The organism is Sulfitobacter sp. 1A12779 (assembly GCF_043557315.1).
In the GTDB taxonomy this organism is placed as follows: Bacteria; Pseudomonadota; Alphaproteobacteria; order Rhodobacterales; family Rhodobacteraceae; genus Sulfitobacter; species Sulfitobacter faviae.
In genome coordinates this window covers 419,599-443,612 of record NZ_JBIFFU010000002.1, presented here as the reverse complement: position 1 = coordinate 443,612, position 24,014 = coordinate 419,599, and the positions used below count along the sequence as shown (strand labels likewise).

Here is a 24,014-nt window from a genome sequence, read left to right as displayed (position 1 = left end):
GCGTCAAGCGGCGCGATATGGAACCGCCCCGCGCCCCGGCGGGTTGGCCCTGCGACCAAGCGAACACTACAACAAAGCGAGATGCAAATGAGCGATGATCTGAAAAAAGAGTTCTGGGACCGTCTGGACGACACCCGCGCCGGGATGCTGATGACCAAGACCGCCCGCGCGATCCCAATGACCCATTACATCGACGAAGACGACCGCGCCGCCGTTCTGTGGTTCATCACCGCCAAAGGCACCGATCTGGCGCAATCCGCCGAAGGACGCGCCGCCGAATATCTGATCGCCAGCAAGGACGAATCCCTCTGGGCGCGGATCGACGGCCATGTTTCCGCCGTGACCAACCCGACCGAGTTGGACAAGATTTGGAACGCCATCGCGGGCGCATGGTTCGAGGAAGGCAAGCAGGACCCGGATGTGCAATTGATACGCTTTGACCTCACCGAAGCCGAGGTTTGGGCGACCGATGGCGGGTTCAAGTTCCTCTATGAGATCGGCAAGGCGCAGATGACCGGCCAAAAGCCCGACATGGGCAAACATGGCACCATCCGCTTCTAAGCCTAGCCCCCTTGAAAAACGGCGCTGACCTCGGCCCGGATGATCCGCGCGATCAAGGCGCAATCCTTCAGCGAAAAGGTCAGCGGCACGCGCATGTCGATCAGCCCCGCCAGCACCGCATCGCTGGCGGGCATTTTTTCAGCCCGCGCATAGCGCCACGTGTCGTAGCGGCTGGTGAAGCCCGTAGGCTCGGCCCTGCCGAACCATTTCAACTCCACCCCGCGGGCGGCGCAGCGCGCCAACACCGCTTCGACATCCTCCGGCGACCAGCCCTTCAACAGGAATTGGATTGACGACCCAACGATGCTCTCCGCCTCGGGCCGGTCGATGACCGTGAGCCCCGGCGTCTCGCGCAGCCCCGCCTCAATCACCCGATAGCGCTCATTCCAGCGCGCCACCTGTTCCGGCAGCCGCCGCAATTGCGGGCGCAGGACCGCGGCGCGCAGGTTGTCCATCCGGCCCGAGATATTGGGCATCTCATAGCGGATCGTCTCAAAAGCCTCCGGCCCCGGCGCGGCGGCGTGGCGGTCATAGAGCATGTAAGACCCCGACAGCATGATCGCCCGCGCCGCGGCCTCGGCGTCATCGGTGATCAGCAGCCCGCCCTCGCCCGCGTTCACATGTTTATAGGTCTGGCAGGAAAAACACCCGATCTTTCCCTGCGAGCCCGATGGCTTGCCGTTCCACGCCGCCCCCATCGTATGGGCGCAATCTTCGATCACCGTGATGCCGCGCGCATCGCAAAGCGCCATCAGAGCGTCCATGTCCACCAGATGGCCGCGCATATGGCTGAGCAGCAGCACATCGGCCTGATCCGCCTTGGCGGCGAGGTCATCAAGGTCGATCACCAAGCGTTCAGTCACGTCGACAAAAACCGGAACCGCGCCGAGCGAGGCAATCGCCCCCGGCACCGGGGCGAGCGTGAAGGCATTGGTCAGCACCCGGTCGCCCGGTTTCACCCCCACCGCGCGCAGCGCCGTGGCCATGGCATAGCCGCCCGAGGCCACGGCGAGACAGTATTTCGCCCCCGTCATCGCGGCGAATTCCTGCTCCAGCAGGGCAACCTCGGCCACCTCCCCCGGGGCTGTGTTATAGCGGTGCAACCGGCCGTGACGCATCACCGCCACTGCCGCCTCGATCGCATCTTCGGGGATCGGCTCTTGCTGCGTGAAACTGCCGGTAAACCGCTCGGCCATCAGGCGGCTTTGCCGAGCAGACGTTCGATGACCTCCGGCAGGTCGGCGAAATCGTCCAACAGCGCTTCGGGCTCCAGCGCGGCCATGTCTTCGCCCGAGGGGCCGAAGGTCACCAGCACGCAAGGAACCCCTGCGGCTTTGGCGGTCTTGCGGTCGGTGTCGCTGTCGCCGATCAACACGCATTGCGCCGGATCGCCCCCGGCGCGGCGGGCGGTTTCGAACAGGTGTTCCGGGTCAGGTTTGCGCACGGCCAGCGTATCGGCCCCCAGCATCGCACCGAATGCGTCCCGCACGCCAAGACGGGTCAGCAGCAACTCCGCCAAAGCCTCGGGTTTGTTGGTGCAGATCGCCACGCGGTAGCCCGCGGCTTTGAGCGCGGCCACAGCCTCCATCGCGCCGGGGTACATGATGGTATGTGTGTCGATGTCGCGCCCATAGGCTTCGAGGAGCATCGGGTAATAGCGGTCGATCGTCGCCGCGTCATCGGCACGGCCCAGCTTTTGCATCCCCAAGGTCAGCATCGCCCGCCCGCCGCGCAGCGCGGTGCCCGCATCCTCGGCATGGGCCAGCACATCGCCCTCGCCCATGTCACGGAAACAGGCATTGGCGGCAGCGATCAAATCGCCCGAGGTATCGGCCAAGGTGCCGTCGAGATCGAAAACCACTGTCTTCACTGGATACTCCTTGGGCGGAACCCCGCCTTGCAAAATGGCATCGTGTTGCAGTCCGCAACCTAGTTTGATGGGCCGCAACCTTGCGCCTTTGTGCGAAGCGCGTAAAGAGAATGCAAGCTGAAGGACAAAGAGATTTACATGGAAACTGCATTGATCATCCTCGCCGCGGGCAAGGGGACACGGATGAACTCGGACCTGCCAAAGGTACTGCACCGCGTGGCTTCTGCCCCCATGCTGGAACACGCCATGGCCGCGGGCGCAATGCTCGGCCCGCGCCATACGGTCGTGGTGGCCGGGCACGGCGCTGATCAGGTCCGCGCCGCCGCCACGCTTTTTGACGAAGACGCGCAGGTCGTCGAACAGACCGAGCAATTGGGCACGGCCCATGCGGTGGCACAGGCCCGCCCGGCGCTGGCCGGGTTCGATGGCATGGCACTGGTGCTCTACGGTGACACGCCCTTCGTCCAGCCCGAGACGCTTGAGAAGATGCAAGAGGCGCTGGCAACACATGATGTGGTGGTTCTGGGGTTTGAGGCTGCCGATCCCGCCCGATATGGCCGTTTGGTGATGCAGGGCGACGCCTTGGAGCGGATCGTCGAATTCAAAGACGCCTCCGCCGAAGAGCGCGCCATCACCCTATGCAACTCCGGCGTGGTGGCCTGTAGATCCGAACTGCTCTTCGATTTGATCGACAAGGTCGGCAACGACAACGCGTCGGAAGAATACTACCTCACCGATATCGTCGGCATCGCCCGCGCCGAGGGCCGCAGCGCCACGGTGGTCACCTGCGACGAGGCCGAGACCATGGGGGTCAACTCCCGCGCCGATCTGGCGAGGGCCGAGGCCGCGTTCCAATCCCGCGCCCGCGATCTGTTGATGGAAGACGGCGTGACCTTGGTCGCCCCCGAAACCGTCTTCCTGTCGCGCGACACTTTCATCGGGCGCGATACAGTGGTGGAGCCGAATGTCGTCTTCGGCCCGAATGTCACCGTGGAATCCGGCAGCACCATCCGCGCCTTCTCGCATCTCGAAGGGTGCCATGTCTCACGCGGCGGGGTCGTCGGCCCCTACGCCCGGTTGCGCCCCGGCGCGGAACTGGCCGAAGACGTGCGCATCGGCAATTTCGTCGAGGTGAAGAACGCGCAGATCGCCGAAGGGGCCAAGGTCAACCACCTGAGCTATATCGGCGACGCCACCGTGGGCGCGCGCAGCAACATCGGCGCGGGCACGATCACCTGCAATTATGACGGGGTGATGAAACATCACACCACCATCGGCGCGGGCGCCTTCATCGGGTCGAACACCATGCTCGTGGCCCCGGTGACCATCGGCGAGGGTGCGATGACCGGCTCAGGCTCGGTCATCACTTCGGACGTAGAACCCGAGGCGCTGGCCCTGTCGCGCGCCCCGCAGGTTGAGAAACCGGGTATGGCGCGCAAGATGTTCGAAATTTTAAAGGCCAAGAAGGCAAAATTGCAGAGAGGCAGCTAATTATGTGTGGAATTATTGGGGTGCTTGGCACCCATGAAGTCGCGCCGATCTTGGTCGAGTCCCTCAAGCGGCTGGAATATCGCGGCTATGACAGCGCGGGCATCGCGACCCTGAATGAAGGCAAGCTTGAGCGCCGTCGCGCCTTGGGCAAGCTGGTAAACCTCTCGGACGCGCTGGTGCATGAGCCGCTGGCGGGCAAGTCGGGCATCGGCCACACCCGTTGGGCCACCCATGGCGCGCCGAGCGTCACCAATGCCCACCCGCATCAGGCGGGACCAGTGGCCGTAGTGCATAACGGGATCATCGAAAACTTCCGCGAGCTGCGGGCCGAACTGGCCGAACATGGCGCGCAATTCGTGTCCGAGACCGATACCGAGACCGTCGCCCTCCTGACCCAGCATCACATGGCGCAGGGCTTAGGCCCAGTAGAGGCCGCCAAACAGACGCTTGCACGTCTCGAAGGCGCTTTTGCGCTGGCCTTTCTCTTTGACGGCCACGACGACCTGATGATTGCGGCGCGCAAGGGCTCTCCCTTGGCCATCGGCTATGGCGAGGGTGAGATGTATGTGGGCAGCGACGCCATAGCGCTTGCCCCGCTCACCCATCAGATCGCCTACCTCGAAGAAGGGGATTGTGCAGTCATCACCCGGACCTCGGTCGAGGTCACCGACCGCAACGGGGCGCTTGCCAACCGCGCGATCAAATCCGTGCAGATCGACAATACCCGCATCGACAAGGCGGGGCACAAACACTTCATGTCCAAGGAAATCGCCGAGCAGCCCGGCGTGATCGGCGCGGCCATCGGCCACTACCTCACCCCCGAGGGTGAGATCAACATCAGCGCGCAGGACATTGATTTTACGCAGTTTGACCGGATCCTCATGGTCGCTTGCGGCACGGCCTCCTACGCCTGCTTCACTGCGAAATACTGGTTTGAGCAGATCGCCCGCCTGCCGGTCGAAATCGATGTCGCCTCGGAATTCCGCTACCGCGAGCCGCCGATCCCGCCCCGCACGCTCGCGGTCTTCGTCAGCCAATCGGGTGAGACTGCCGACACGCTCGCCGCCCTGCGCTATTGCGAGGGCAAAGCCGCGCGTATCCTGTCGGTCGTCAACGTGCCCGAAAGCTCCATCGCCCGCGAAAGCGATCTGGCGCTGCCGATCTACGCCGGTGTCGAAGTCGGCGTTGCCTCGACCAAGGCCTTCACCTGCCAGTTGGTCGTCCTCTTCGCGCTGGTGCTCAAAGCCGCGCGGGACCGCGAGGTGATCAGCGCAGACACCTTCGCCGATCACATCTCAGCCCTGCGCGGGCTGCCCGCGATCATCAGCACCGCGCTTGAACAAAACGACGCGATGCAGGAGGCCGCGCTCAAGCTTTCCCATGCCCGCGACGTGCTGTTCCTTGGCCGGGGCCAGATGTACCCCCTCGCCCTCGAAGGCGCGCTGAAGCTCAAGGAAATCAGCTACATCCACGCCGAAGCTTATGCATCGGGTGAGCTGAAACACGGCCCCATCGCGCTGGTGGATGAGCATGTTCCGGTGGTCGTCATGGCCCCGCGCGACGCGCTTTTCGACAAGACCGTCAGCAACATGCAAGAGGTCATGGCGCGCAAGGGCAAGGTGATCCTGATCTCCGATGCCAAAGGTCAGGCCGAGGCCAATGACGGCGTCTGGTTCAGCATCGAGATGCCCCCGGTGCCGGATGCGCTGGCGCCGATCCTCTATGCGGTTCCGGCGCAGTTGCTGGCCTATCACACCGCTGTGGCGAAGGGCACGGATGTGGACCAGCCGCGCAACCTGGCGAAATCGGTGACGGTGGAATGACCCCCGAAACCGCATTGGAAGAGCTCGAAGCGCAGGCCAACCCGGCCCGCGCGGAAGAGATGCGCGCCTATCACAAGGCCGACCGAGGCTATCTTGGTCTGTCCAACCCGCAAATCGCGGAGCTTGCCCAATCGTGGCGTGCGGCGCTGGACGTCGAGGGCCGCGTCGCGCTTGCCGATGCCCTCTGGCAGTCCGACATTTTCGAGGCGCGTGTGGCGGCGGCAAAACTGCTCACCCAAGCGCGGCTGCGCCCCGATGATCAGACCGCTTGGGCGTTGATCGCAAGCTGGACCGCGGATTTCGACAGTTGGGCGATTGCCGATCATGCCAGCATGGCGGCGCAGAAACGTCTGGTGGCCGATCCCACACGTTTGGACGAGGTGGAAAATTGGGTCGCCTCAGATCACCTTTGGACGCTGCGCGCGGCACTCGTCTCTACCCTGCCTTGGACCAAGCAGAACAATCCTAAGCCTGAGGAACTGGCCGCGCGCGACCGTATCCTCGGCTGGGCTGCGACGATGGTGCCGGATCACCGCTGGTTCATTCAAAAAGCAATTGGCTGGTGGCTGCGCGACCTGTCGAAACACGACGCTGACCGCACCCGCGCTTTCATCGCCGCCCATGGGGAGGCAATGAAACCTTTCGCGGTGAAAGAAGCCCTGCGCCTGCTGAAAAAGGCAGAAGGCGCAAGCTGATCCTTAGCCTTCGGTCGAGACCTCGACCGTTGTGAGGTCGGTCAGCGACGCCCCGATCAAACGCAAGGCAGGCAGCGACATGCGGCTTCCTGCGGTTGCGGGCCCCTCCAGCGGGATCAGTGTCACGGCGGCGGATTTGCCCGTCGCGGGGTTGGTCACCCGCCCCGGCTGTTCCGCGTCGACCAGAGGCGTTTTCAACCACAGCCCCGGCTCCGTCGCGCTGCCCAAGCTGACCACGGTCGACCCCAAGGCGGCACCGGCACTGGCGGGCGCGCGGGTGGCCGCTTCGCGCTCTGCTGCCGTGGTGGTATCCAGCGCCTCGGCGCTGCTGCCCGCGGTGGCGATGGGAGAGGCGGCGGGCGGCGTTGCGCTCGGAGTTGCGACCTCAGCCGTGGCCTCGACCGATGCGGATGCAGGCTCAGACTGGCTGGCATCCATCCCGAGGCGTTCCGTCAGGTTGCTGCAACCGGCGGTGGCGGCGGCGATGAAAAGCGGTAAGATTATACGTGTCATTCGCGCAGCCTATCCGCGCCCTGCCCCCTTATCAATCGCCCAAATGGCGCTTGCCCCGGGTTAGGCGGGGCATTACCTATGAAGCATGACAGCACCCCTCATTGACCCTTTCATGCGCGCGATCACCTATCTGCGCGTCTCCGTCACCGACCGCTGCGATTTTCGCTGCGTCTACTGCATGTCGGAGAACATGACCTTCCTGCCCAAGAAGGAATTGCTGACGCTGGAGGAGCTCGACCGCCTGTGCAGCAATTTCATCGACCTCGGCGTCGAGAAGCTGCGCATCACCGGGGGCGAGCCGCTGGTCCGGCGCGGCATCATGACCTTCTTCGACGGCATGAAACGGCATCTCGACAGCGGCAAGCTGAAGGAGCTGACGCTGACCACCAATGGCAGCCAGTTGGAGCGTTTCGCCGACGATCTCTATGCCGCCGGGGTGCGCCGGGTGAATGTCTCGCTCGACACGCTGGACGAGCAGAAATTCGCGGATATCACCCGCTGGGGCCGGTTGCCGCAGGTGCTGCGCGGGATCGACGCAGCGCAGCGCGCAGGGCTCAAGATCAAGATCAACGCTGTGGCGCTCAAGGGTTTTAACGAGCCGGAACTGCTGCATATCACCGAATGGTGCGCCGAGCGGGGCATAGATCTCACGTGGATCGAGGTCATGCCGATGGGCGATTTGGGCAACGAGGATCGTTTCGGCCAATACTGGTCGCTGCGCGACGTGCGCGCGCGTTACGCCGAACATTACACCGTCACCGATCTGGCCGAGCGTACGGGGGGCCCCGCGCGCTATGTGCGGCTGGAGGAGACCGGGCAGAAAATCGGCTTCATCACCCCGCTGAGCCATAACTTCTGCGAAAGCTGCAACCGCGTGCGGGTCACCTGCACCGGCGAGATTTTCATGTGTCTGGGCCAAGAAGACGTGGCCGACCTGCGCAAGCCTCTGCGCGATCACCCGGACACGGACCTGCCGCTACAGGAGGCCATTCGCGCGGCCATCGACCGCAAGCCCAAGGGCCATGATTTTGACTATTCGCGGCAGCGTGTCGACGGGCAGATGCCCCGCCACATGAGCCACACGGGCGGCTGAGCCTTTGGCTGTGCCGTTTCTCTACCGGGCATGGGTCGCGGCGAGCCGTGTGATCTTGCCCGTGGCCGGGCGGCGCTCCATGGCCAAACTGCGCCGCGCCGAAGTCTCATCGGAACGCGCGCACGAAAAGCTGGGACATGCCAGCCAACCGCGCCCCGAGGGGCAGTTGATCTGGTTTCACGCAGCCTCGGTTGGGGAGAGCCTGTCGGTTCTGGCGCTGATCGACCGGATGGGGCACGCCCTGCCGCAGGCGCATTTCCTCATCACCTCCGGCACCGCCACCTCGGCCCGTTTGGTGGGCGGCCGCCTGCCCCCGCGCACACGGCATCAGTTCGCCCCGCTCGACGCCCCCGGTCCGCTGAAGCGTTTCCTTGACCATTGGCGGCCCGATGCGGCGCTCTTCGTGGAAAGCGAGCTTTGGCCGCAGATGCTGCGGCGGACCCATGCACGGGGCACGGCGATGGCGCTGATCAACGCCCGCCTCTCGCAACGCTCGATCGAAAGCTGGCAGAAACGGCCCGCGCTGGCGGGGTTCCTCTTTGGCGTGTTCGACCTGATCCTGACACAGAATGACGCCATGGCCCGGGCCATGGCCACGATCAACGCCCCGGCTGACCGGGTCACGCCGGGGATCAACCTCAAGTCCATGGCAGGCCCCCTGCCGCAGGACGACGGGACCATCGCCGAGGCGCGGGAGGCCTTGGAGGGCCGCCCTGTCTGGATCGCCTCCTCAACCCACCCGGGCGAGGAAAAAGCGGTCTTGGAGGCGCATCGCCAACTGCTGGAGCGCATCCCCGAGCTGTGCCTGATCCTTGCCCCCCGCCACCCCGAGCGCGGTGACGAAGTCGCCGGTCTCATCGCCAGCTACGGTCTGACCCATGGGCGTCGAACACGGGGCGACATGCCGCGCGAACAGGTCTATCTGGCCGACACTCTGGGCGAGTTGGGCACATGGTACGGGCTGTCGGAGATCGTCTTTCTGGGCGGGTCGCTGCACCCGATCGGGGGGCACAACCCCTATGAGGTCGCGCAGGCCGGGGCGATGGTGCTCTCGGGCACCCATGTCACCAATTTTGCCGAGACCTATGCCGAGATGGAAGCCGAGGGCGCCGCGCGGCTGGTGGCGGGCACGCAGGATTTGGCGGACCGTGTGGGGGTTCTGCTGCGCAACGATATCGCCCTTGCAAGTGGTGTGGCCGCGGCCAAGGCCTATGCCGCCGGGCAGACCGACAAGCTCGACAGTATTGCCGAGCGCCTGATCACGGCCCTGCGCCTGCAAGGGGACAGCGATGCCTGAGCTTTTCGTCACCAACTACAACCGCAATTTCACCGGGGTCTCGGCCACGGCGGCCAATGTGGTCCGGCAGCAGCTCGACCGGCATGACTTGGCGCTGGTGGGCCAGCCCCTGCCCGGCTGCCCGGTGCCACTGACCCGCGTCGCGGCGGGGCGGATCACCCGCAAACATCCCCCCCAAGACCGCCCCTTCGCCATTTGGCATGTGCGCCGCAACACCGAAATGCGCAGCGCGCTTTGGCTGCGCGATGTGCGCGGGGCAAATATCCGGATCGTCTTTACCTCTGCCGCGCAGCGGCTGCATTCGGCCTATCCGCGTTGGCTGATCCGGCAGATGGACGCCGTGATTGCCACGACCGAGCGCGCGGCGGAGTTTGTGCCCCATGTCCGCGCCGTGGTGCCGCATGGGGTGGACACCGATGTCTTCTCCCCCGCCACCAACCGGGCGAACGCTTGGGAGCAGTTGAGCTTTGGCGGCACCCATGGCATCGCCACCGTGGGGCGCATCCGGCCCGAGAAAGGCACCGACCTTTTCGTCGAGGCCATGCTGCGCCTGCTGCCCCAACGCCCCGGCGCGGTGGCGCTGGTGATTGGCCGGGCGGGCGGCAAACATGAGGCGTTTTTGACCAAGCTCAAGGCGCAGGTCGAGGCCGCGGGCCTTGCCAATCGGCTGCTTTTCATCGGCGAATACCCCGCCGCCGACCTGCCGAAACTGATGCGCGCCCTGTCGCTGGTGGTGCAACTGCCGCGCTACGAGGGCTATGGCATGGTCCCGCTCGAAGCGCTGGCCTCGGGCGTGCCTTTCGTGGGCAGCGATGCGGGCTATTACGGCGCATTCTCGAACGGAGGTCGCGTGGGCAAAGTCGTGCCACTGGGTGCGGCAGAGGCTGCGGCCCAAGCCGCGCTGTCCCTGCTAGAGCGCGAGGATCAAGCCGCCCTCTCCGAGGCCGCGCGCCACTGGGCCGAACAGCGTTTCAGCGCCCGGGCCGAGGCCGGTGGGATCGAAGCCGTCTACAACGCGCTTTGGGAGCGCGGCTAGCCCCCAAAGCAAAACGCGCCCCCAAGGGAGGCGCGCTCTAGGCAATACCAATGGCAAGATCAGGCCGCGGGCATCCGCTGCTCGACGATGCCTGCCCACCAGCTACAACCCGCCGGAATGGCTTCATCGTTGAAGTTATACTCCGGGTGGTGCACCGCCGCCGTGTCGCCGTTGCCGACAAGGATATAAGCGCCCGGACGCTCTTCCAGCATGAAGGCGAAGTCTTCGCCGCCCATCACCAGTGGCGCTTCCTCGCATTGGCCCGAGATCGAGCGTGCCACGTCAGCGGCGAACTCGGTCTGCTCCTCGTGGTTCACCATGACCGGGTAGCCGCGATGGTAGGTCACGTCGGCGCTACCGCCAAAAGTGCCTGCGATGCCGTTGCAGATCTCGTTGATGCGCTTCTCGGCCAGCGCCCGAATCTCGGCGGACATGGTGCGCACGGTGCCTTTGATCTGCACCTTCTGCGGGATCACGTTGAAGGCTTTCGAGGAGGTCTCGAAAGAAGTGACGGAGACCACGATCTGCTCCACCGGGTCGGCATTGCGTGCGGTGATGGTCTGCAGCGCCAGCACGGCCTGCGCCGACATGACGGTGGTGTCGACGGTCTCATGCGGCTTGGCGGCATGGCCGCCGCGGCCTTCGAAGGTGATGTCGAACTGATCGGTCGCGGCAAAGAACGAACCTGCGCGGATGCCGAAGGAGCCCGTGGGCATGCCCGGCCAGTTGTGCATGCCGTAAACTTCCTGAATGCCCCAACGCTCCATCATGCCGTCTTCGCACATCTCACGACCGCCGCCGCCGCCCTCTTCGGCGGGCTGGAAGATGACAACGACCGTACCGTCGAAGTTACGGGTTTCCGCCAGATACTGCGCCGCCCCCAGTAGCATGGCGGTGTGGCCGTCATGGCCGCAGGCATGCATCGCGCCGTCGGTCTTGGAGGCATAGTCCAGCCCGGTCTGTTCGTGAATCGGCAGCGCGTCCATATCGGCCCGCAGGCCAAGCACCTTGCCCGAGGCGGTGGAGTTGCCCTTAATCACACCGACGACACCGGTGCGGCCAATGCCCTCGACCACCTCATCGCAGCCGAAGCTGCGCAGTTTCTCCGCCACGGTGGCCGAGGTGCGGTGCGTCTCGAACAAGATTTCGGGGTTCTCATGCAGATCGCGTCGCCATGCGGTGATGTCGTCATGCAGCTCGGCAAATCGGTTCTTAACGGGCATTTAGGAAGTATCCTCCGGAGTTGGGTTGGGCGCTGTTTTCATGCAGTCGCATTTATCTGCGACATGCTTACGCCCTTGCCAGCCGGTCCTCAACCACCTGCGCGAACCATGAGCAGCCCGCCGGGATCGCGGCGTCGTCAAAGTCATATTCCGGGTGATGGACCGTCGCCCCTTCGCCGTTGCCGATCATAATATAGGCACCCGGTCGCGCATTGAGCATATAGGAAAAATCCTCTCCGGCCATGATCGGCGGCGTGTCGCGATCGGTGCCGGGAGTGACCTTGTCGGCGGCCTCAGCAGCAAAGCGGCTTTGATCGGCATGGTTGCGGGTGACCGGGTAGCCGCGCTGGTAGTCGATCTCGGCCCGGCATTGATGTGCCTCCGCCGTCAGGCGGGTGAGGTCGTGCAGACGACGCTCGGCCAAATCCTGAACCTCCGAATCCAGCGTGCGCACCGTCCCGCGCAACAGCACCTTATGCGGCAGGACGTTGTGACTGTCGGTGTCGCTGCGCAGGGTGCAGACCGAGACGACGACCTGTTTCAGCGGATCGGTGTTGCGGCTGGCGATGGATTGCAGCGCGATCATCACATGCGCGGCGGCGAGGTTCGTGTCCACCGCCTCATGCGGGGCCGCGGCATGGCCGCCTTGGCCCGTCAGCGTGATGGCAAACTCGTCCGCCGCCGCCAGCAGTGCACCCTCGCGGATGGCGAACTGCCCAGTCGGGTGGCCGGGCATGTTGTGCATGCCGTAGACCTCATCGATGCCCCAGCAGTCCATCAACCCTTCCTGCACCATGACATTGCCGCCGCCGCCGCCCTCCTCGGCGGGTTGGAAGATCAGCACCACGCGCCCGTCGAAATTGCGCGTCTCTGCGAGGTATTGCGCCGCCCCCAGCAGCATCGCCGTATGACCGTCATGGCCGCAGGCATGCATTTTGCCGGGGTGTTTCGAGGCGTGCGGCAGGCCCGTCGCCTCGGTGATCGGCAGCGCGTCCATGTCGGCGCGCAGGCCGATGGTGCGGCCCGAGGTGTTGCTCTGCCCCTCGATCACCGCGACCACGCCGGTCTGCGCGATGCCGGTGGTGATGTCGGTAATGCCGAAGCTGCGCAGCTTCTCCTCGACGAATTTCGAGGTCTCGGGCAGGTCGAACATCAGCTCCGGATGCTGGTGCAGATGGCGGCGCCAAGCGGTGATCTCGGCGTGGGTCTCGGCAAAGCGGTTTTTGATCGGCATGGAATGTCCTTTTGCAAATGATCTCAAAGCGTCGGGCCGAGGCGGATGGCACTCCCATCGCTGAAACGGTCGGCGCGGAATCTGCCCAGATCATGGCCTGGCGCGTCGCCCATGACCAGTGCCGAGAGCACCCGCCCCATGGCCGGCCCGATGCCGAAGCCGTGGCCCGACATGCCGGTGCCGATGATAAGGCCGGGGATCTGCGCGCAAGCATCCACCACCGGCACGATATCGGGCATCGTGTCGATCATGCCGGCCCATGAGGCGCGGGCGGTGATGGGCGGCAGATCGGGATAGAGCGCGGCAAAGCGTTTGCGCGCCCGGCGCAGGGCGCGGTGGTCCGGCATGGGGTCGAGGATGCGCATCGCCTCAAAGGGGCTGTGCGCGTCAGCCGCCCAGTTCCGGGGCGTGCGCCAGGCATCGGGAAAGCCGCGCGGGGCGGCGGCGCGCAGGCGTTGGCCGAAGGGGCTTTGGCGCAGTTGCGGCAGGTAGTGCCGCAGCGCGCGGAAGGCATCGGGGCCGACATAGAGGTCGGGCCGCCCGCCGGGGGCGAGCGTATAGCCGCCATCGGCGCGGCGACGGAAGGCTAGCCCCGCCTCGGCGGCGGCCCCGGCGTGAACCTCGGGCAGCTTATTGGTGGCCAGCACGCTTTCGCGCACCGAAAGCTGCGGCAGGCTGACACCATGGGCGCGCAGGAACAGGGCCGACCACGCCCCGCCCGCCAGCACGACCGAGGAACAGCGGATCGCGCCCGCCTCGCTCACCACGCCCGCCACGCGACCGGCTGCGAGGTCGAGGCGGCGCACCGCGCAATTCTCGATGATCTTCACACCCTCGCGCGCCGCCAGCGCCGCCAAAGCGGGCACGGCGACCCAAGGCTCGGCCCGCATGTCCGAGGGGGTGGTGAGCGCCCCGGCATAGGTTCCGGCCAGCCCCGGGAACGCCTTGGCGACTTCGCCCGCGTCCATCAACCGGCTGTCGACGCCATGGGTCTTGGCATGCGGCAGCCAGTCGGCATAGCCCTGCATCTTGGCCTCGGCCCCCGCCAGATAGGTGACGCCGGCCTGCTGCAAGCCAATGTCACGGTCGAGTTCAGGCGCCAGTTCACGCCAAAGCCGCGCGGCCTCGACCATGATCGGCAATTCGTCCGGGTCGCGCCCCTGTTGGCGTATCCAGCCCCAATTGCGGCTGGATTGCTCCGCGGCGATGCGGCCTTTTTCCAAGAGCGTGACCTGTTTGCCTGCGCGGGCCAGAAACAAGGCGGTGCAGACGCCGATCACCCCGCCGCCGATGACGACGACCTCGCTCTCGCGCGGCGGGGTGCGCGGGTAGCTGGCGGGGGTGGCAAGGGTGATAGGAAAGGCGGACATGCGGACCCCGGTGGCTGACGCCGCGCGGCTGCACCGGGCGGCCGTGAAAAGGACAGGCCCCGCGCGGGGCCAGCCACAGGTCTGTCAGGGAAAGCTCAGCCCTGCAAGCGGGTCAGCAGACGGCGCATGAAGTCGTGGCCGGCCTCGAATTGCGCCACCTCGATGAACTCATTAGGCTGATGCGCCTGCGCGATGTCGCCGGGGCCGCAGATCACGGCGGAATAGCCCGCCTCCTGAAACTGCCCGGCCTCGGTGCCGTAGCTCACTTTGTGGCTGGCGTTGTCACCGGTGATCTGGCGCACGATCTGCTCGGCCTCGCCGTCCTTCTCGGGCTGCAGGGCGGGCACGTCGAAGCGGGTCGAGGTCTCAATATAGGTCTCGGGCACCACGTCCTGCATCTGCTTTTCGACCTCGCGCACCTTCTTGAGGTAGGCGGTGCCCCATTTGTCCTTGTCCTCGCCCGGGACGACGCGGAAATCCATCGCGAACTTGCAGTCCTTGGCGGTGATGTTGTGGGCCGTGCCGCCCTCGATCACGCCGACATGGGCGGTTGTGAAAGGCGGATCGAACATCGCCGCCGTCTCGGTCGGTTTGGCGGCCATGTTGTCGCTGTTTACGTCATTGGCCCATTCGATCAGCTTCGCACCCGCCATGATCGCATTGACCCCGGTGTGCAGCAGCGAGGAATGCACCTCGAACCCCACGAGATGGGTGTTGAAGCCGATGCCGCCCTTGTGGCCGGTCACCGCCTGCATGGTCGAGGGCTCGCCCACGATCACCGCCTTGCCCTTGGGCACCACGCCCTGCATCGCCTGTATCATCGGCGGGGCACCGGTGCAGCCGATCTCCTCGTCAAAGCTGAGTGCGATCTGCAGCGGGCGTTTAACTTCCGCATAATGCGCCTCGACCAGTGCCCAGATCGCCAGCGCATCAAAGCCCTTCATGTCGCAGGTGCCACGCCCGTAGTAGCGGCCATCCTTCTCAACCACGGTGAAAGGGTCGGTGTCCCAAGCCTGCCCGTCGACCGGCACCACATCCGTGTGCCCGGACAGGACCACGGCCCCCTCCTCCCACGGGCCCGCATGGGCAAAAAGCGCATGTTTCGGCTGCTCGGGATCGATGTAGCGGTGGCTCTCGATCCCGTGCGAGGCGAGGTAGTCGGCCACCCAGTCGATCAGCGGGATATTCGTGTCGCGCGACACGGTGGGAAAGCTGATGAGCTTGGTCATCAACTCGAGCGGGGTCAGGCGTTCGGTCATGGGTCTTCTTTCAATAGCCGCTGTCGGTGGTCAGCACATGGTGCCCCGGCTCCACCTCACGGTAGACCGAAGGCTCGGGCCGGTAACTGACCGGGTGGATTGGCGAGGGGATCGGCTTGAAGTTCAGGTCCTTCTCGGACTTGCGGCGGCGCGGATCGGCGATCGGCACGGCCTTCATCAGCGCCTGCGTATAGGGGTGCTGCGGGTTCTCGAAGACCCGCTGACGCGAGCCCATCTCGACGATGCGGCCAAGATACATGACGCCGACGTAGTGGCTCACGCGTTCGACCACGGCCATATCGTGGCTGATGAACAAAAAGGACAGTTCCATCTCGGCCTGAAGCTCCATCATCAGGTTCAAGACCTGCGCCTGCACAGATACGTCGAGCGCCGAGACCGCTTCGTCCGCGATAATGAGCTTGGGGTTCAGCGCAAGCGCGCGGGCGATGGCCACGCGCTGGCGCTGGCCGCCCGAAAGCTCATGCGGGAAGCGGCGCATGAAGCTGCGCGGCAGTTCCACGCGGTCGAAGAGCATCTCGATCCGCTTGTTGATCTCCCCGCCCTTGAGCGTGCCGAAGTTGTGGATCGGTTCGGCCACCTGATCGGCTAGCTGCATCTGCGGGTTGAGCGAGGCGAAGGGGTCTTGGAAGATCATTTGCATGTCGAGGCGCGCGGTGCGCAGCGCAGATTGGTCCAGCGACATGATGTCGACGCCGTCAAGCTTCACCTCCCCCGACATCGGCTCTACCAACCGCAGGATCGAGCGTCCGGCGGTGGATTTGCCGCAGCCCGATTCGCCGACGAGGCTGAGCGTCTGGCCCTTGTTGAGCGAGAACGACAGATCCTCGACCGCATGAACATTGGCCACGGTGCGGCGCAGGAAACCGCCCTGCACCGGGAAGCGCGTGGTCAGGTTCTTGACCGACAGAAGCACTTCTTCGCGGCCCTTGATCGGCACGATCTCCTTGTCGGGCGTGCCCAAGAGTTTCATCGGCTCGGGGTATGGCTTGCCCGTCATCTCGCCTAGCTTCGGCACGGCGGCCAGAAGCGCCTTGGTATAGGGGTGCTGCGGGTTCTCGAAGATCTCCTCGACGGTGCCTTCCTCGACCTTCTTGCCGCGGAACATCACGACCACGCGGTCGGCCATCTGCGCCACCACGGCCATGTCGTGGGTGATGAACATCACCGCCGTCCCGGTCTCGCACTTCAGCCGGTCCATCAGCGCGAGAATCTCGGCCTGGATGGTCACGTCGAGCGCGGTGGTGGGCTCATCGGCGATCAAGAGGCGCGGCTCGCAGGCCAACGCCATGGCGATCACAACGCGCTGGCGCATGCCGCCTGAAAGTTCGTGGGGGTACTGCTTGAGACGCCGCTCCGGCTCGGGGATGCGGACCTGTTTCATCAGCTCCAGCGCGCGGGCCTCAGCCTCTTTGCGGGTCATGTTCAGATGCAGGCGCAGACCTTCGGTCATCTGCTTGCCGATGGTGAAGACCGGGTTCAGCGCGGTCATCGGCTCTTGGAAGATCATGCCGATCTCATTGCCGCGAATCTTGCGCATCAGATTGCCGCCGCTGGCCGCGAGATCAACTTGGCCTTCTTCACCGCGCTCAAAAAGCAGGCGACCGCCTGCAATTTCACCGCCGCCATATTCGACTAGCCGCATCAGGGACAGGGAAGACACCGATTTGCCTGATCCTGATTCTCCGACCACGCAAACCGTCTCACCGGGATTGATATCGAAACTGACATCCTCAACACCGACCACGGGGCCATCTTTGGTTTGAAATTCGACGCGCAGGCCCTGAATTTGGGCGATTGGCGCCCCATTGGTGTGATCCAGCATCTGTTTCCCTGTTGTTTTTATTGGCGCAGATTTTGCCCGACGCTACGGCGAATGTCACGAGACTGTCAAACCTCACGCGCAGAGTTCGAGCTTTGTCATAATTGCGCCACGTCCGCCCTTGCAATTTCCGGCAAACCTGTTTCGATATAGCCCATGCGGTTTGGAAAGAGCGCTTCGATCACAGGTTGAATATTGCTTGTTTTGTTATGTTTAGCTGGCGAAGCTCATGTTCTTTCCGGGGCGACAACAACAAGGCGGGGCACATCCCGTCGACAATAAGCGGCACGCCCACGTGTCCAACATGGAGTAAGATATGAAATTGAAGACCCTATTGATGGGGGCTGTCGCATCGACGGCGCTTGCCCCTATGGCCTTTGCCGAAGCCCATGAGGGCGAGCGGGGCCGCGACGGCGAAGTAAAGATTATCTATTGGCAGGCGCCTTCGATCCTGAACCCCTATCTGTCGAGCGGCACGAAGGACGTCGAAGCCTCCTCGCTGATCCTCGAACCGCTGGGCCGCTACGACCAGAACGGCGCGCTGGTGCCCTATCTGGCAACCGAGATTCCGACGCTGGAAAACGGCGGCGTGAGCGAAGACCTCAAGACCATCACATGGAAGCTGAAAGACGGGCTGATGTGGTCCGACGGCACCCCCGTCACCGCCAATGACGTCAAGTTCACCGCCGATTACTGCATGAACCCCGAAGGCGGCTGCGCACAGCTGGCCAAATTCGAAGGTGTCTCCTCGGTTGACGTGGTCGACGACCAGACAGTCAAAGTTACCTTCTCCGAGCCGATGCCGAACCCCTACGGCCCCTTCATGGGCGGCCAATCCCCGATCATTCAGGCGGCACAGTTCGCCGATTGTACCGGCGCCAAAGCGCCTGAGTGCACCGAGGCCAACTTCAACCCCATCGGCACCGGCCCCTTCACCGTCACCGAGTTCCGCCCGAACGACGTGATCACCATGGCCGCGAACGAGAACTACCGCGACCCGAGCAAGCCTGCCTTCGCCACGCTGACCTTCAAAGGCGGCGGTGACGCAACAGCGGCGGGCCGTGCCGTGATGGAAACGGGTGAGTTCGACTACGCCTGGAACCTGCAACTGGCCCCCGATGTCATCGCCAAGATGGCCGAAGGCGGCAAGGGCAAGCCGATGTCGGCATTCGGCACGCTGGTTGAGCGTCTTGAGCTGAACATGACCGATGCCTCGCCAGACCTTCCCGAAGGTGAACGCGCCACAGCTAAACATCCGCACCCGATCCTGAGCGATGAGAAAGTGCGCCGCGCGCTCTCCATGGCGATTGACCGCGAACTACTGGTCGAAGTGGGCTACGGCCAAGCGGGCCGCGCGACCTGCAACATGGTGCCTGCGCCCGAACTCTACGCCTCGGACAACACCGACTGTCTGACCCAAGACATCGAAGGCGCCAAGGCGCTCTTGGACGAAGCGGGCTGGGTTGACAGCGATGGCGACGGTGTGCGCGAGAAGGACGGCGAGAAACTGTCCCTGCTCTACCAGACCTCGACCAACGCCGTGCGTCAGGACTTCCAAGCGCTGATCAAGGATTGGTGGAGCCAGATCGGTGTTGAAACCGAGTTGCGCAACATCGACTCTTCGGTCTTCTTCGGCGGCGACCCCGGTTCGACCGACACGTTCCAGCGCTTCTATGCAGACGTTGAAATGTACGCCAACAACTTCGACGGCACCGACCCGCAGAGCTACCTTGCCCAGCGGACCTGCGCCAAGTTCCCCAGCCCCGAGACACAGTGGCAGGGCGAAAACATCAACCGCTTCTGCAACGAAGAGTATGATGCGATGGTGGCCGAACTGGGCCGCACCGGCGAAATGGAAAAGCGTGGCGAACTGGCCAAGAAGCTGAACGACATGCTGACCAAAGACAGCTACTCGATCCTGCCGCTGGTGGACCGTGGCCGCGTCTCGGCTGCTTCCAACACCCTTGGTGGCGTTGTGCTGAACACATGGGACTCCGAGCTGTGGAATGCCGCCGATTGGTACCGCATGGAAGAGTGATCTAGGACGGAGGCGCGGCAGGCCCGCGCCTCCCTTCACTGACCTTCGGGGGTGTGCGTCATCCGCGCGCCCCCGTCTCGCCCCCACCCCCTCACAGACTGACCTACAAAGGCGACGCCCATGTTGACCTTCACCATCCGACGACTTCTTTTGTCGATCCCGACGCTTTTGTTTATCAGCCTGGTGATTTTCCTGCTGCTGCAACTCGCCCCCGGCGACCCGATGGCCCAAGTGCCGCTGACGGTCCCGCCCGAGGTGAAAGAGAAGATGCGCGAGGCGCTTGGCCTCGGCCAGCCGATCTATATCCAATATTGGAAATGGCTCGTGCAGGTCTTTTGGATCGAGCCGCAGGTTTTCATCGACTATCTGACCAACCGCTCTGCCCTGTTCAGCTGGCTGCCCGATACGGCGCTTTCCGAAGGCAAGCTGCGCGTGATCTCTTGGCAGACCCGCTCGCCGGTGATGGACATCGTGATCCAGCGCATGCCGCAGACCCTCTGGGTCGTGGGGCTGGCCTATATCGTGGGCATCGTCATCGCGATCCCCATCGGCATCTACTCGGCCTACCGGCACTATTCGGTCTTCGATCAGGCCGGGACCTTCATCACCATGATCGGCTTTTCAATCCCGCCCTTCTTCACCGGTCCGCTGCTCATCGTGATCTTCTCGGTCTCTTTGGGCTGGCTGCCGTCGATCTATGACACGACCCATGTCGTGAACGATTGGGAGAGCTTCAAGGTGCAGTTCTTCCAGATGATCATGCCGGTGATGGTGCTGGCGCTGCAAACCACGGCGCAGATCAGCCGCTACATGCGCGGTGCCATGCTCGACAACCTCAACCAAGACTACGTGCGCACCGCCCGCGCCAAGGGGCTGAAGGAAAGCGTCGTGGTCATGGTGCATGTACTGCGCAACTCGATGATCCCAGTGGTCACCGTCATCGCGCTCGGCATGCCCGCGATCTTTGGCGGCGCCATCATCACCGAGAACGTCTTCAAGGTGAACGGCATCGGCCAACTGCTGCTGACCGCGCTGCGCGCCAACGACCTGCCGATGGTGATGACCCTGACCTTCATCTTCGCGGTGCTGATCGTGCTGTTCAACCTGATCGCAGATATCCTCTACGGCCTGCTTGACCCAAGGATCCGTTATGACTGAGCAACCCATTCCCGCAAGCCCGGTCGAAGCCGACCTCGAGTTCATGAAGGCCCTGCAAGACAAGGGCCCGCAAAAGCCGCCGCGCAGCCAATGGCGCGATGTTTGGGACCAGTTCCGCAAGCACAAAGGCGCGCTTTTTGGCGGCGGTTTCCTGATCTTCATCACGCTGGCCGTGATCTTTGGCCCCTATCTGTGGGACATCGACGCCAAGAAGCTGGACATCCGCAACAAGAACTGGCGGCCAATCTATACCCTGCTGTGGGATGGCGATGCCAAGGCGGGCTGGGCGCATCCCTTCGGCACCGACCAGTTGGGCCGCGACATCCTTGCGCAGATGCTCTTTGGCGGGCGCGTGTCGATGGCCGTGGGCTGGATGGCAATGGCGCTCGCGCTGATCATCGGCACCGCCGTCGGCGTGCTCTCGGGCTTTTTCAAACGGATGGACTTCTGGCTGATGCGGTTCACCGACCTGATCCTCAGCCTGCCGATCCTGCCTTTGGTCCTGCTCGCCGTGACGCTCTTTGGCCAACCGCTGCGAGCACAGTTCGGCCCCGAGGGCGGCATGTTCATCCTCATCGTCTCGGTCATCAGCCTGACCTCATGGATGCAGACGGCGCGGATCGTGCGCGGCGACATTCTGGCGCTGAAAGAGCGTGAGTTCATCCTCGCCGCGCGCTCCATCGGCACCACCCCCGGCAAGATCATCCGCCGCCACCTGCTGCCCAATGTGATCTCGCCCATCATGGTCTCGGCGACCTTGGGCCTCGCCACGGCGATCATCACCGAAAGCGCGCTGAGCTTCCTTGGCGTCGGCTTCCCGTCGGACTTCCCCACATGGGGCAAGCAGCTGGCCGATGCCGTGGACCGGATGCAGGAGTTCCCCGAGCGGGTGATGCTGCCCGGCATCGCCATCTCGCTGACCGTGCTTGCGGTGAACTACCTCGGCGACGGTCTGCGCGACGCGCTCGACCCGCGCATCCGCGGACGCTGAGCAAAATAAGAACCGACCGGCCCCTGCCCCCTGTGGCGGGGGCCGATTGTTTCGCGCCCCTTGACGCAGGGTGAACAGCGTCGCCCCTTTTCCCACCAATGCGGAATTTAATTCACCCCTCTGGGGGTCGGCCCTGTGCGCTTTCACTTGATTGTGACCCGCGCCCGCTCCAAATGGGAAATAATTCCGTTTTCGAGGGTTTTCGCGATGTTTGAGTCTTTCGGCCTTGAAGAGACGACAGCAAAAGAGGCGTCCGTTCTGTTGGCGGCCCTCATCGGGCTGGCGTTCGGCGTGCTGGCGCAGCGCACGCGGTTTTGCTTTCGCCGCAGCCTCGTGGGCGAAGACCGGCGCCAAGCGCTTGGCATCTGGCTGACCGCACTGGCGGTGGCGGTCATCGGCACGCAGGCCGCCGTGGCCGCGGGTTGGATCAGTTTTGACGCGCATCGCTTCATGGCCAGCGACGTGCCGCTTTTGGCGATTGCCCTGGGCGGGCTGCTCTTTGGCGCGGGCATGGTGCTGACACGCGGCTGCATCTCGCGCCTCACAGTGCTGACAGGGGGCGGCAACCTGCGTGCGGCGCTGGTGGTGCTGGTCTTTGCCGTGGTGGCCCATGCGACGCTGAAGGGCGTGTTGGCACCGCTGCGCGTGGCGCTCGGCTCTGTCACCGTGAATATGGGAGAGAACGTCAGCCTCGCCGCCCTGCCCGGCGGTGCGCTGCTCTGGGCGGGTGTAATCGCCGTGGCGGCGCTGGCCTATGCGCTGCGCTCGGGCAACCGTCCGGGGCAACTGGCGATGGCGGCGCTGATCGGTCTCTTGGTCCCCGCCGCATGGGTGGGCACCGGGTTCATCCTGCTTGATGAATTCGACCCGATCGCGATGGAGAGCCTCAGCTTCACCTCCCCCTCCGCCGATACGCTGTTCTGGACCATCGCCAGCAGTTCGATCCCCGCAGGCTTTGGCACCGGGCTATTGGGCGGCGTCTTTGTCGGTGCGCTGATCGCCAGCCTTTTCGCGCGGGAGTTCCAGTGGCAGAGCTTTGAAGCCCCTCGCCAGACCGGGCGCTACCTGACCGGGGCCGCCATGATGGGCGTGGGCGGCGTGCTGGCCGGGGGCTGCACCTTGGGCGCGGGGCTCTCCGGCGTGCCGACGCTTTCGGTCGCAGCCATCGAGGCCATCGTGATGATCGCTTTGGGCGGCCTGGCCATGCAGGCGCTGCTCAACCGATCTTCCGCCGCAGACGGCGCAGCGTCCACCACACGCCAAGCACAACCGGCAGAGTGACGGCGGCGGTCAGCAGCCCTTTGCTGACCCCCAATGGCGCGGCCAGCGGGTAGAGCAGATAGCCCGCCAGCGACACCGCGTAATAGCTGATCGCCACGACCGACAGCCCCTCTACGGTGTGTTGCAGCCGCAGTTGCAGATCGGCGCGGCGGTCCATACTGGCAAGGATTGCTTGGTTCTGGGCCGAGCGTTCCACATCCACCCGCGTCCGCAGAAGATCCGCGGCCCGCAATGCCCGCGCGGCGAGGGTCTGCAAGCGCGTCTCGGTTGATTTCACCGTGCGCATCGCGGGCGCATAGCGGCGCATCATGAACTCGCCAAAACCCTGCCGCCCCAGAAAACGCGCCTCACGCAGGGCCGAGATACGTTCATAGACGATGGCCTCATAGGCGCCCGTGGCGGCGAAACGATAGGCAGTCTCCGCCGTCAGCGCCTCCAGCGCGACCGACACGTCCAAAAGCGCGTGCAGCGTTTCCTCAGCCGCGGTGCCCGCCCCGCTGCGCATCGCTCCCATGAGCGTCGATAGCTGTCCGTCCAGATCGTTCAACGCTCCGGCCATGTCGCGCGCCTGCATGAAGCCCAGCATCGACATCGCCTTATAGGTCTCGATCTCGCAGAGCCGCTGCACGATCCGCCCGATCCGCCGCTGGCCTGTCGTGGCATCGGTGAAAAGCGCGAGGCGCAGATGGCCTGCGGGATCAATCCGAAAGTCACTGGCCACCACCGCCGCCCCATCCAGCACCTCCGCCACGGCGAGGCTTTCGGGCACGAACCAGTCTTGCAAATGCGCCGCGATCTCATCGTCGGCTTCCGGCTTCGGCAGCACCGCAAGCAGGGCTGAGGTGATCCGCTCCCCCTGCACCTTGGCCAGCCAATCCTCTGGAAAAGCGTCGAAATCCGTGGCGGCGAAAGGTAAGCTCCGGCCTGAGGGGGCGATGACCGTATAGGTGACGAACTCGGTATGCTGCTCCCATTTCAGGGTGAAGCGGCCCATCTCTCCGTAATAATGCGTGGCCGCCGCATCGGCGCGCGGGGCGCCGTAATGGGCTAGCAGCGCGTTCAACTCGGCCTGCGGCACGGCATCGGGCGCGGGTTTCACCGCCAGAAAGGCAACCCGAGAGGGCGCGGCAAGCTGCGGAAACGGGCGCGCGTGCATTTCGCCGGTAAGGGCAAGCCGCTGCGGGTGGTCTTTGATCGGGGCCATAACGGGGTCCGCTGTTGGGTGTATCCCGTCAAGAATA

At 64.4% G+C, this 24,014-nt stretch carries 20 protein-coding genes; 11 read left to right on the top strand and 9 right to left on the bottom strand.

Going from position 1 to position 24,014, the window contains the following annotated elements:
• The first annotated feature begins 87 nt into the window (after positions 1–87).
• Positions 88–561, top strand: coding sequence for a pyridoxamine 5'-phosphate oxidase family protein (locus ACGYLQ_RS04755; RefSeq protein ID WP_394440787.1), 474 nt, complete (start codon positions 88–90; stop codon positions 559–561).
• A 2-nt stretch (positions 562–563) separates the two neighbouring features.
• On the opposite strand, the gene ACGYLQ_RS04750 is transcribed toward ACGYLQ_RS04755, so the two are convergent.
• Both ACGYLQ_RS04750 and ACGYLQ_RS04745 read right to left on the bottom strand, forming a co-directional pair.
• A complete protein-coding gene (locus tag ACGYLQ_RS04750) occupies positions 564–1,757 on the bottom strand; it encodes a DegT/DnrJ/EryC1/StrS family aminotransferase (protein ID WP_394440785.1) in 1,194 nt (397 codons plus the stop codon).
• On the bottom strand, positions 1,757–2,431 hold the full coding sequence (locus ACGYLQ_RS04745) for an HAD-IIIA family hydrolase (protein ID WP_394440783.1): 675 nt from the start codon (positions 2,429–2,431) through the stop codon (positions 1,757–1,759). Before ACGYLQ_RS04745 ends, ACGYLQ_RS04750 begins: the two co-directional genes overlap by 1 nt.
• Positions 2,432–2,569: 138 nt before the next feature.
• Here ACGYLQ_RS04745 and glmU point away from each other — a divergent pair, with 138 nt between their 5' ends.
• From glmU to ACGYLQ_RS04730, 3 genes are read left to right on the top strand one after another with little or no spacing between them, the layout of a single operon-like run.
• Positions 2,570–3,922 (top strand): bifunctional UDP-N-acetylglucosamine diphosphorylase/glucosamine-1-phosphate N-acetyltransferase GlmU, encoded by a 1,353-nt coding sequence (glmU, locus tag ACGYLQ_RS04740; protein ID WP_394440781.1) that lies wholly within the window; start codon positions 2,570–2,572, stop codon positions 3,920–3,922.
• A 2-nt stretch (positions 3,923–3,924) separates the two neighbouring features.
• Positions 3,925–5,745, top strand: a complete 1,821-nt coding sequence (glmS, locus tag ACGYLQ_RS04735) for a glutamine--fructose-6-phosphate transaminase (isomerizing) (RefSeq protein ID WP_394440779.1) — start codon at positions 3,925–3,927, stop codon at positions 5,743–5,745.
• Positions 5,742–6,440, top strand: coding sequence for a DNA alkylation repair protein (locus tag ACGYLQ_RS04730; RefSeq protein ID WP_394440777.1), 699 nt, complete (start codon positions 5,742–5,744; stop codon positions 6,438–6,440). Before glmS ends, ACGYLQ_RS04730 begins: the two co-directional genes overlap by 4 nt.
• 3 nt (positions 6,441–6,443) lie before the next feature.
• Here ACGYLQ_RS04730 and ACGYLQ_RS04725 read toward each other — a convergent pair whose 3' ends face one another.
• Entirely contained in the window at positions 6,444–6,953 is a 510-nt protein-coding gene (locus ACGYLQ_RS04725) for a hypothetical protein (protein WP_394440775.1), read from the bottom strand.
• An 85-nt stretch (positions 6,954–7,038) separates the two neighbouring features.
• On the opposite strand from ACGYLQ_RS04725, the gene moaA reads away from it, so the two are divergent.
• From moaA to ACGYLQ_RS04710, 3 genes are read left to right on the top strand one after another with little or no spacing between them, the layout of a single operon-like run.
• Positions 7,039–8,046, top strand: coding sequence for a GTP 3',8-cyclase MoaA (gene moaA / locus ACGYLQ_RS04720; RefSeq protein WP_394440774.1), 1,008 nt, complete (start codon positions 7,039–7,041; stop codon positions 8,044–8,046).
• Positions 8,047–8,050: 4 nt separating this feature from the next.
• Positions 8,051–9,343, top strand: coding sequence for a 3-deoxy-D-manno-octulosonic acid transferase (locus tag ACGYLQ_RS04715; RefSeq protein WP_394440772.1), 1,293 nt, complete (start codon positions 8,051–8,053; stop codon positions 9,341–9,343).
• Positions 9,336–10,379 carry a glycosyltransferase family 4 protein gene (locus tag ACGYLQ_RS04710; protein ID WP_394440770.1) on the top strand — a complete coding sequence of 348 codons (1,044 nt, stop codon included), beginning with the start codon at positions 9,336–9,338 and terminating at the stop codon, positions 10,377–10,379. The genes ACGYLQ_RS04715 and ACGYLQ_RS04710 overlap by 8 nt, the downstream gene beginning before the upstream one ends.
• Before the next feature lie 59 nt (positions 10,380–10,438).
• Here ACGYLQ_RS04710 and ACGYLQ_RS04705 read toward each other — a convergent pair whose 3' ends face one another.
• The 5 genes from ACGYLQ_RS04705 to ACGYLQ_RS04685 form a co-directional block, all read right to left on the bottom strand.
• Positions 10,439–11,602 carry a M20 aminoacylase family protein gene (locus tag ACGYLQ_RS04705; protein ID WP_394440768.1) on the bottom strand — a complete coding sequence of 388 codons (1,164 nt, stop codon included), beginning with the start codon at positions 11,600–11,602 and terminating at the stop codon, positions 10,439–10,441.
• Between the two features lie 67 nt (positions 11,603–11,669).
• Complete coding sequence (locus ACGYLQ_RS04700; RefSeq protein ID WP_394440766.1) at positions 11,670–12,836, bottom strand: M20 aminoacylase family protein; 1,167 nt, start codon at positions 12,834–12,836, stop codon at positions 11,670–11,672.
• Between the two features lie 23 nt (positions 12,837–12,859).
• Positions 12,860–14,206, bottom strand: coding sequence for an NAD(P)/FAD-dependent oxidoreductase (locus ACGYLQ_RS04695; protein ID WP_394440764.1), 1,347 nt, complete (start codon positions 14,204–14,206; stop codon positions 12,860–12,862).
• Positions 14,207–14,301: 95 nt separating this feature from the next.
• Positions 14,302–15,465, bottom strand: a complete 1,164-nt coding sequence (gene argE / locus ACGYLQ_RS04690) for an acetylornithine deacetylase (protein ID WP_394440763.1) — start codon at positions 15,463–15,465, stop codon at positions 14,302–14,304.
• Positions 15,466–15,475: 10 nt separating this feature from the next.
• Positions 15,476–17,308: a dipeptide ABC transporter ATP-binding protein gene (locus ACGYLQ_RS04685; RefSeq protein WP_394440761.1), complete on the bottom strand. Its 1,833-nt coding sequence runs from the start codon at positions 17,306–17,308 to the stop codon at positions 15,476–15,478.
• 313 nt (positions 17,309–17,621) lie between these two features.
• Here ACGYLQ_RS04685 and ACGYLQ_RS04680 point away from each other — a divergent pair, with 313 nt between their 5' ends.
• From ACGYLQ_RS04680 to ACGYLQ_RS04665, 4 genes are all read left to right on the top strand, one after another.
• The gene (locus ACGYLQ_RS04680) at positions 17,622–19,343 is read left to right on the top strand and encodes a peptide ABC transporter substrate-binding protein (RefSeq protein ID WP_394440759.1); all 1,722 of its coding nucleotides are present in this window, start codon (positions 17,622–17,624) and stop codon (positions 19,341–19,343) included.
• Positions 19,344–19,463: 120 nt separating this feature from the next.
• A complete protein-coding gene (locus ACGYLQ_RS04675; RefSeq protein ID WP_394416307.1) occupies positions 19,464–20,501 on the top strand; it encodes an ABC transporter permease in 1,038 nt (345 codons plus the stop codon).
• Complete coding sequence (locus ACGYLQ_RS04670; protein WP_067263326.1) at positions 20,494–21,492, top strand: ABC transporter permease; 999 nt, start codon at positions 20,494–20,496, stop codon at positions 21,490–21,492. Before ACGYLQ_RS04675 ends, ACGYLQ_RS04670 begins: the two co-directional genes overlap by 8 nt.
• A gap of 207 nt (positions 21,493–21,699) precedes the next feature.
• Positions 21,700–22,773, top strand: a complete 1,074-nt coding sequence (locus ACGYLQ_RS04665) for a YeeE/YedE family protein (RefSeq protein WP_394440757.1) — start codon at positions 21,700–21,702, stop codon at positions 22,771–22,773.
• Here ACGYLQ_RS04665 and ACGYLQ_RS04660 read toward each other — a convergent pair.
• Positions 22,709–23,977, bottom strand: a complete 1,269-nt coding sequence (locus ACGYLQ_RS04660) for a DUF3422 family protein (RefSeq protein WP_394440755.1) — start codon at positions 23,975–23,977, stop codon at positions 22,709–22,711. The two genes, ACGYLQ_RS04665 and ACGYLQ_RS04660, sit on opposite strands and share 65 nt — an antisense overlap.
• Positions 23,978–24,014 lie beyond the last annotated feature (37 nt).

Bases quoted from the DNA above. Each gene is read 5' to 3' on its own strand.
- ACGYLQ_RS04750 (WP_394440785.1), bottom strand. From the start codon at position 1,757: ATGGCCGAGCGGTTTACCGGCAGTTTCACGCAGCAAGAGCCGATCCCC.
- ACGYLQ_RS04730 (WP_394440777.1), top strand. From the start codon at position 5,742: ATGACCCCCGAAACCGCATTGGAAGAGCTCGAAGCGCAGGCCAACCCG.
- ACGYLQ_RS04700 (WP_394440766.1), bottom strand. From the start codon at position 12,836: ATGCCGATCAAAAACCGCTTTGCCGAGACCCACGCCGAGATCACCGCT.
- ACGYLQ_RS04685 (WP_394440761.1), bottom strand. From the start codon at position 17,308: ATGCTGGATCACACCAATGGGGCGCCAATCGCCCAAATTCAGGGCCTG.
- moaA (WP_394440774.1), top strand. From the start codon at position 7,039: ATGACAGCACCCCTCATTGACCCTTTCATGCGCGCGATCACCTATCTG.
- ACGYLQ_RS04670 (WP_067263326.1), top strand. From the start codon at position 20,494: ATGACTGAGCAACCCATTCCCGCAAGCCCGGTCGAAGCCGACCTCGAG.
- argE (WP_394440763.1), bottom strand. From the start codon at position 15,465: ATGACCGAACGCCTGACCCCGCTCGAGTTGATGACCAAGCTCATCAGC.
- ACGYLQ_RS04665 (WP_394440757.1), top strand. From the start codon at position 21,700: ATGTTTGAGTCTTTCGGCCTTGAAGAGACGACAGCAAAAGAGGCGTCC.
- ACGYLQ_RS04660 (WP_394440755.1), bottom strand. From the start codon at position 23,977: ATGGCCCCGATCAAAGACCACCCGCAGCGGCTTGCCCTTACCGGCGAA.
- glmU (WP_394440781.1), top strand. From the start codon at position 2,570: ATGGAAACTGCATTGATCATCCTCGCCGCGGGCAAGGGGACACGGATG.
- ACGYLQ_RS04710 (WP_394440770.1), top strand. From the start codon at position 9,336: ATGCCTGAGCTTTTCGTCACCAACTACAACCGCAATTTCACCGGGGTC.
- ACGYLQ_RS04755 (WP_394440787.1), top strand. From the start codon at position 88: ATGAGCGATGATCTGAAAAAAGAGTTCTGGGACCGTCTGGACGACACC.
- ACGYLQ_RS04725 (WP_394440775.1), bottom strand. From the start codon at position 6,953: ATGACACGTATAATCTTACCGCTTTTCATCGCCGCCGCCACCGCCGGT.
- ACGYLQ_RS04705 (WP_394440768.1), bottom strand. From the start codon at position 11,602: ATGCCCGTTAAGAACCGATTTGCCGAGCTGCATGACGACATCACCGCA.
- ACGYLQ_RS04680 (WP_394440759.1), top strand. From the start codon at position 17,622: ATGAAATTGAAGACCCTATTGATGGGGGCTGTCGCATCGACGGCGCTT.
- ACGYLQ_RS04695 (WP_394440764.1), bottom strand. From the start codon at position 14,206: ATGTCCGCCTTTCCTATCACCCTTGCCACCCCCGCCAGCTACCCGCGC.
- ACGYLQ_RS04675 (WP_394416307.1), top strand. From the start codon at position 19,464: ATGTTGACCTTCACCATCCGACGACTTCTTTTGTCGATCCCGACGCTT.
- glmS (WP_394440779.1), top strand. From the start codon at position 3,925: ATGTGTGGAATTATTGGGGTGCTTGGCACCCATGAAGTCGCGCCGATC.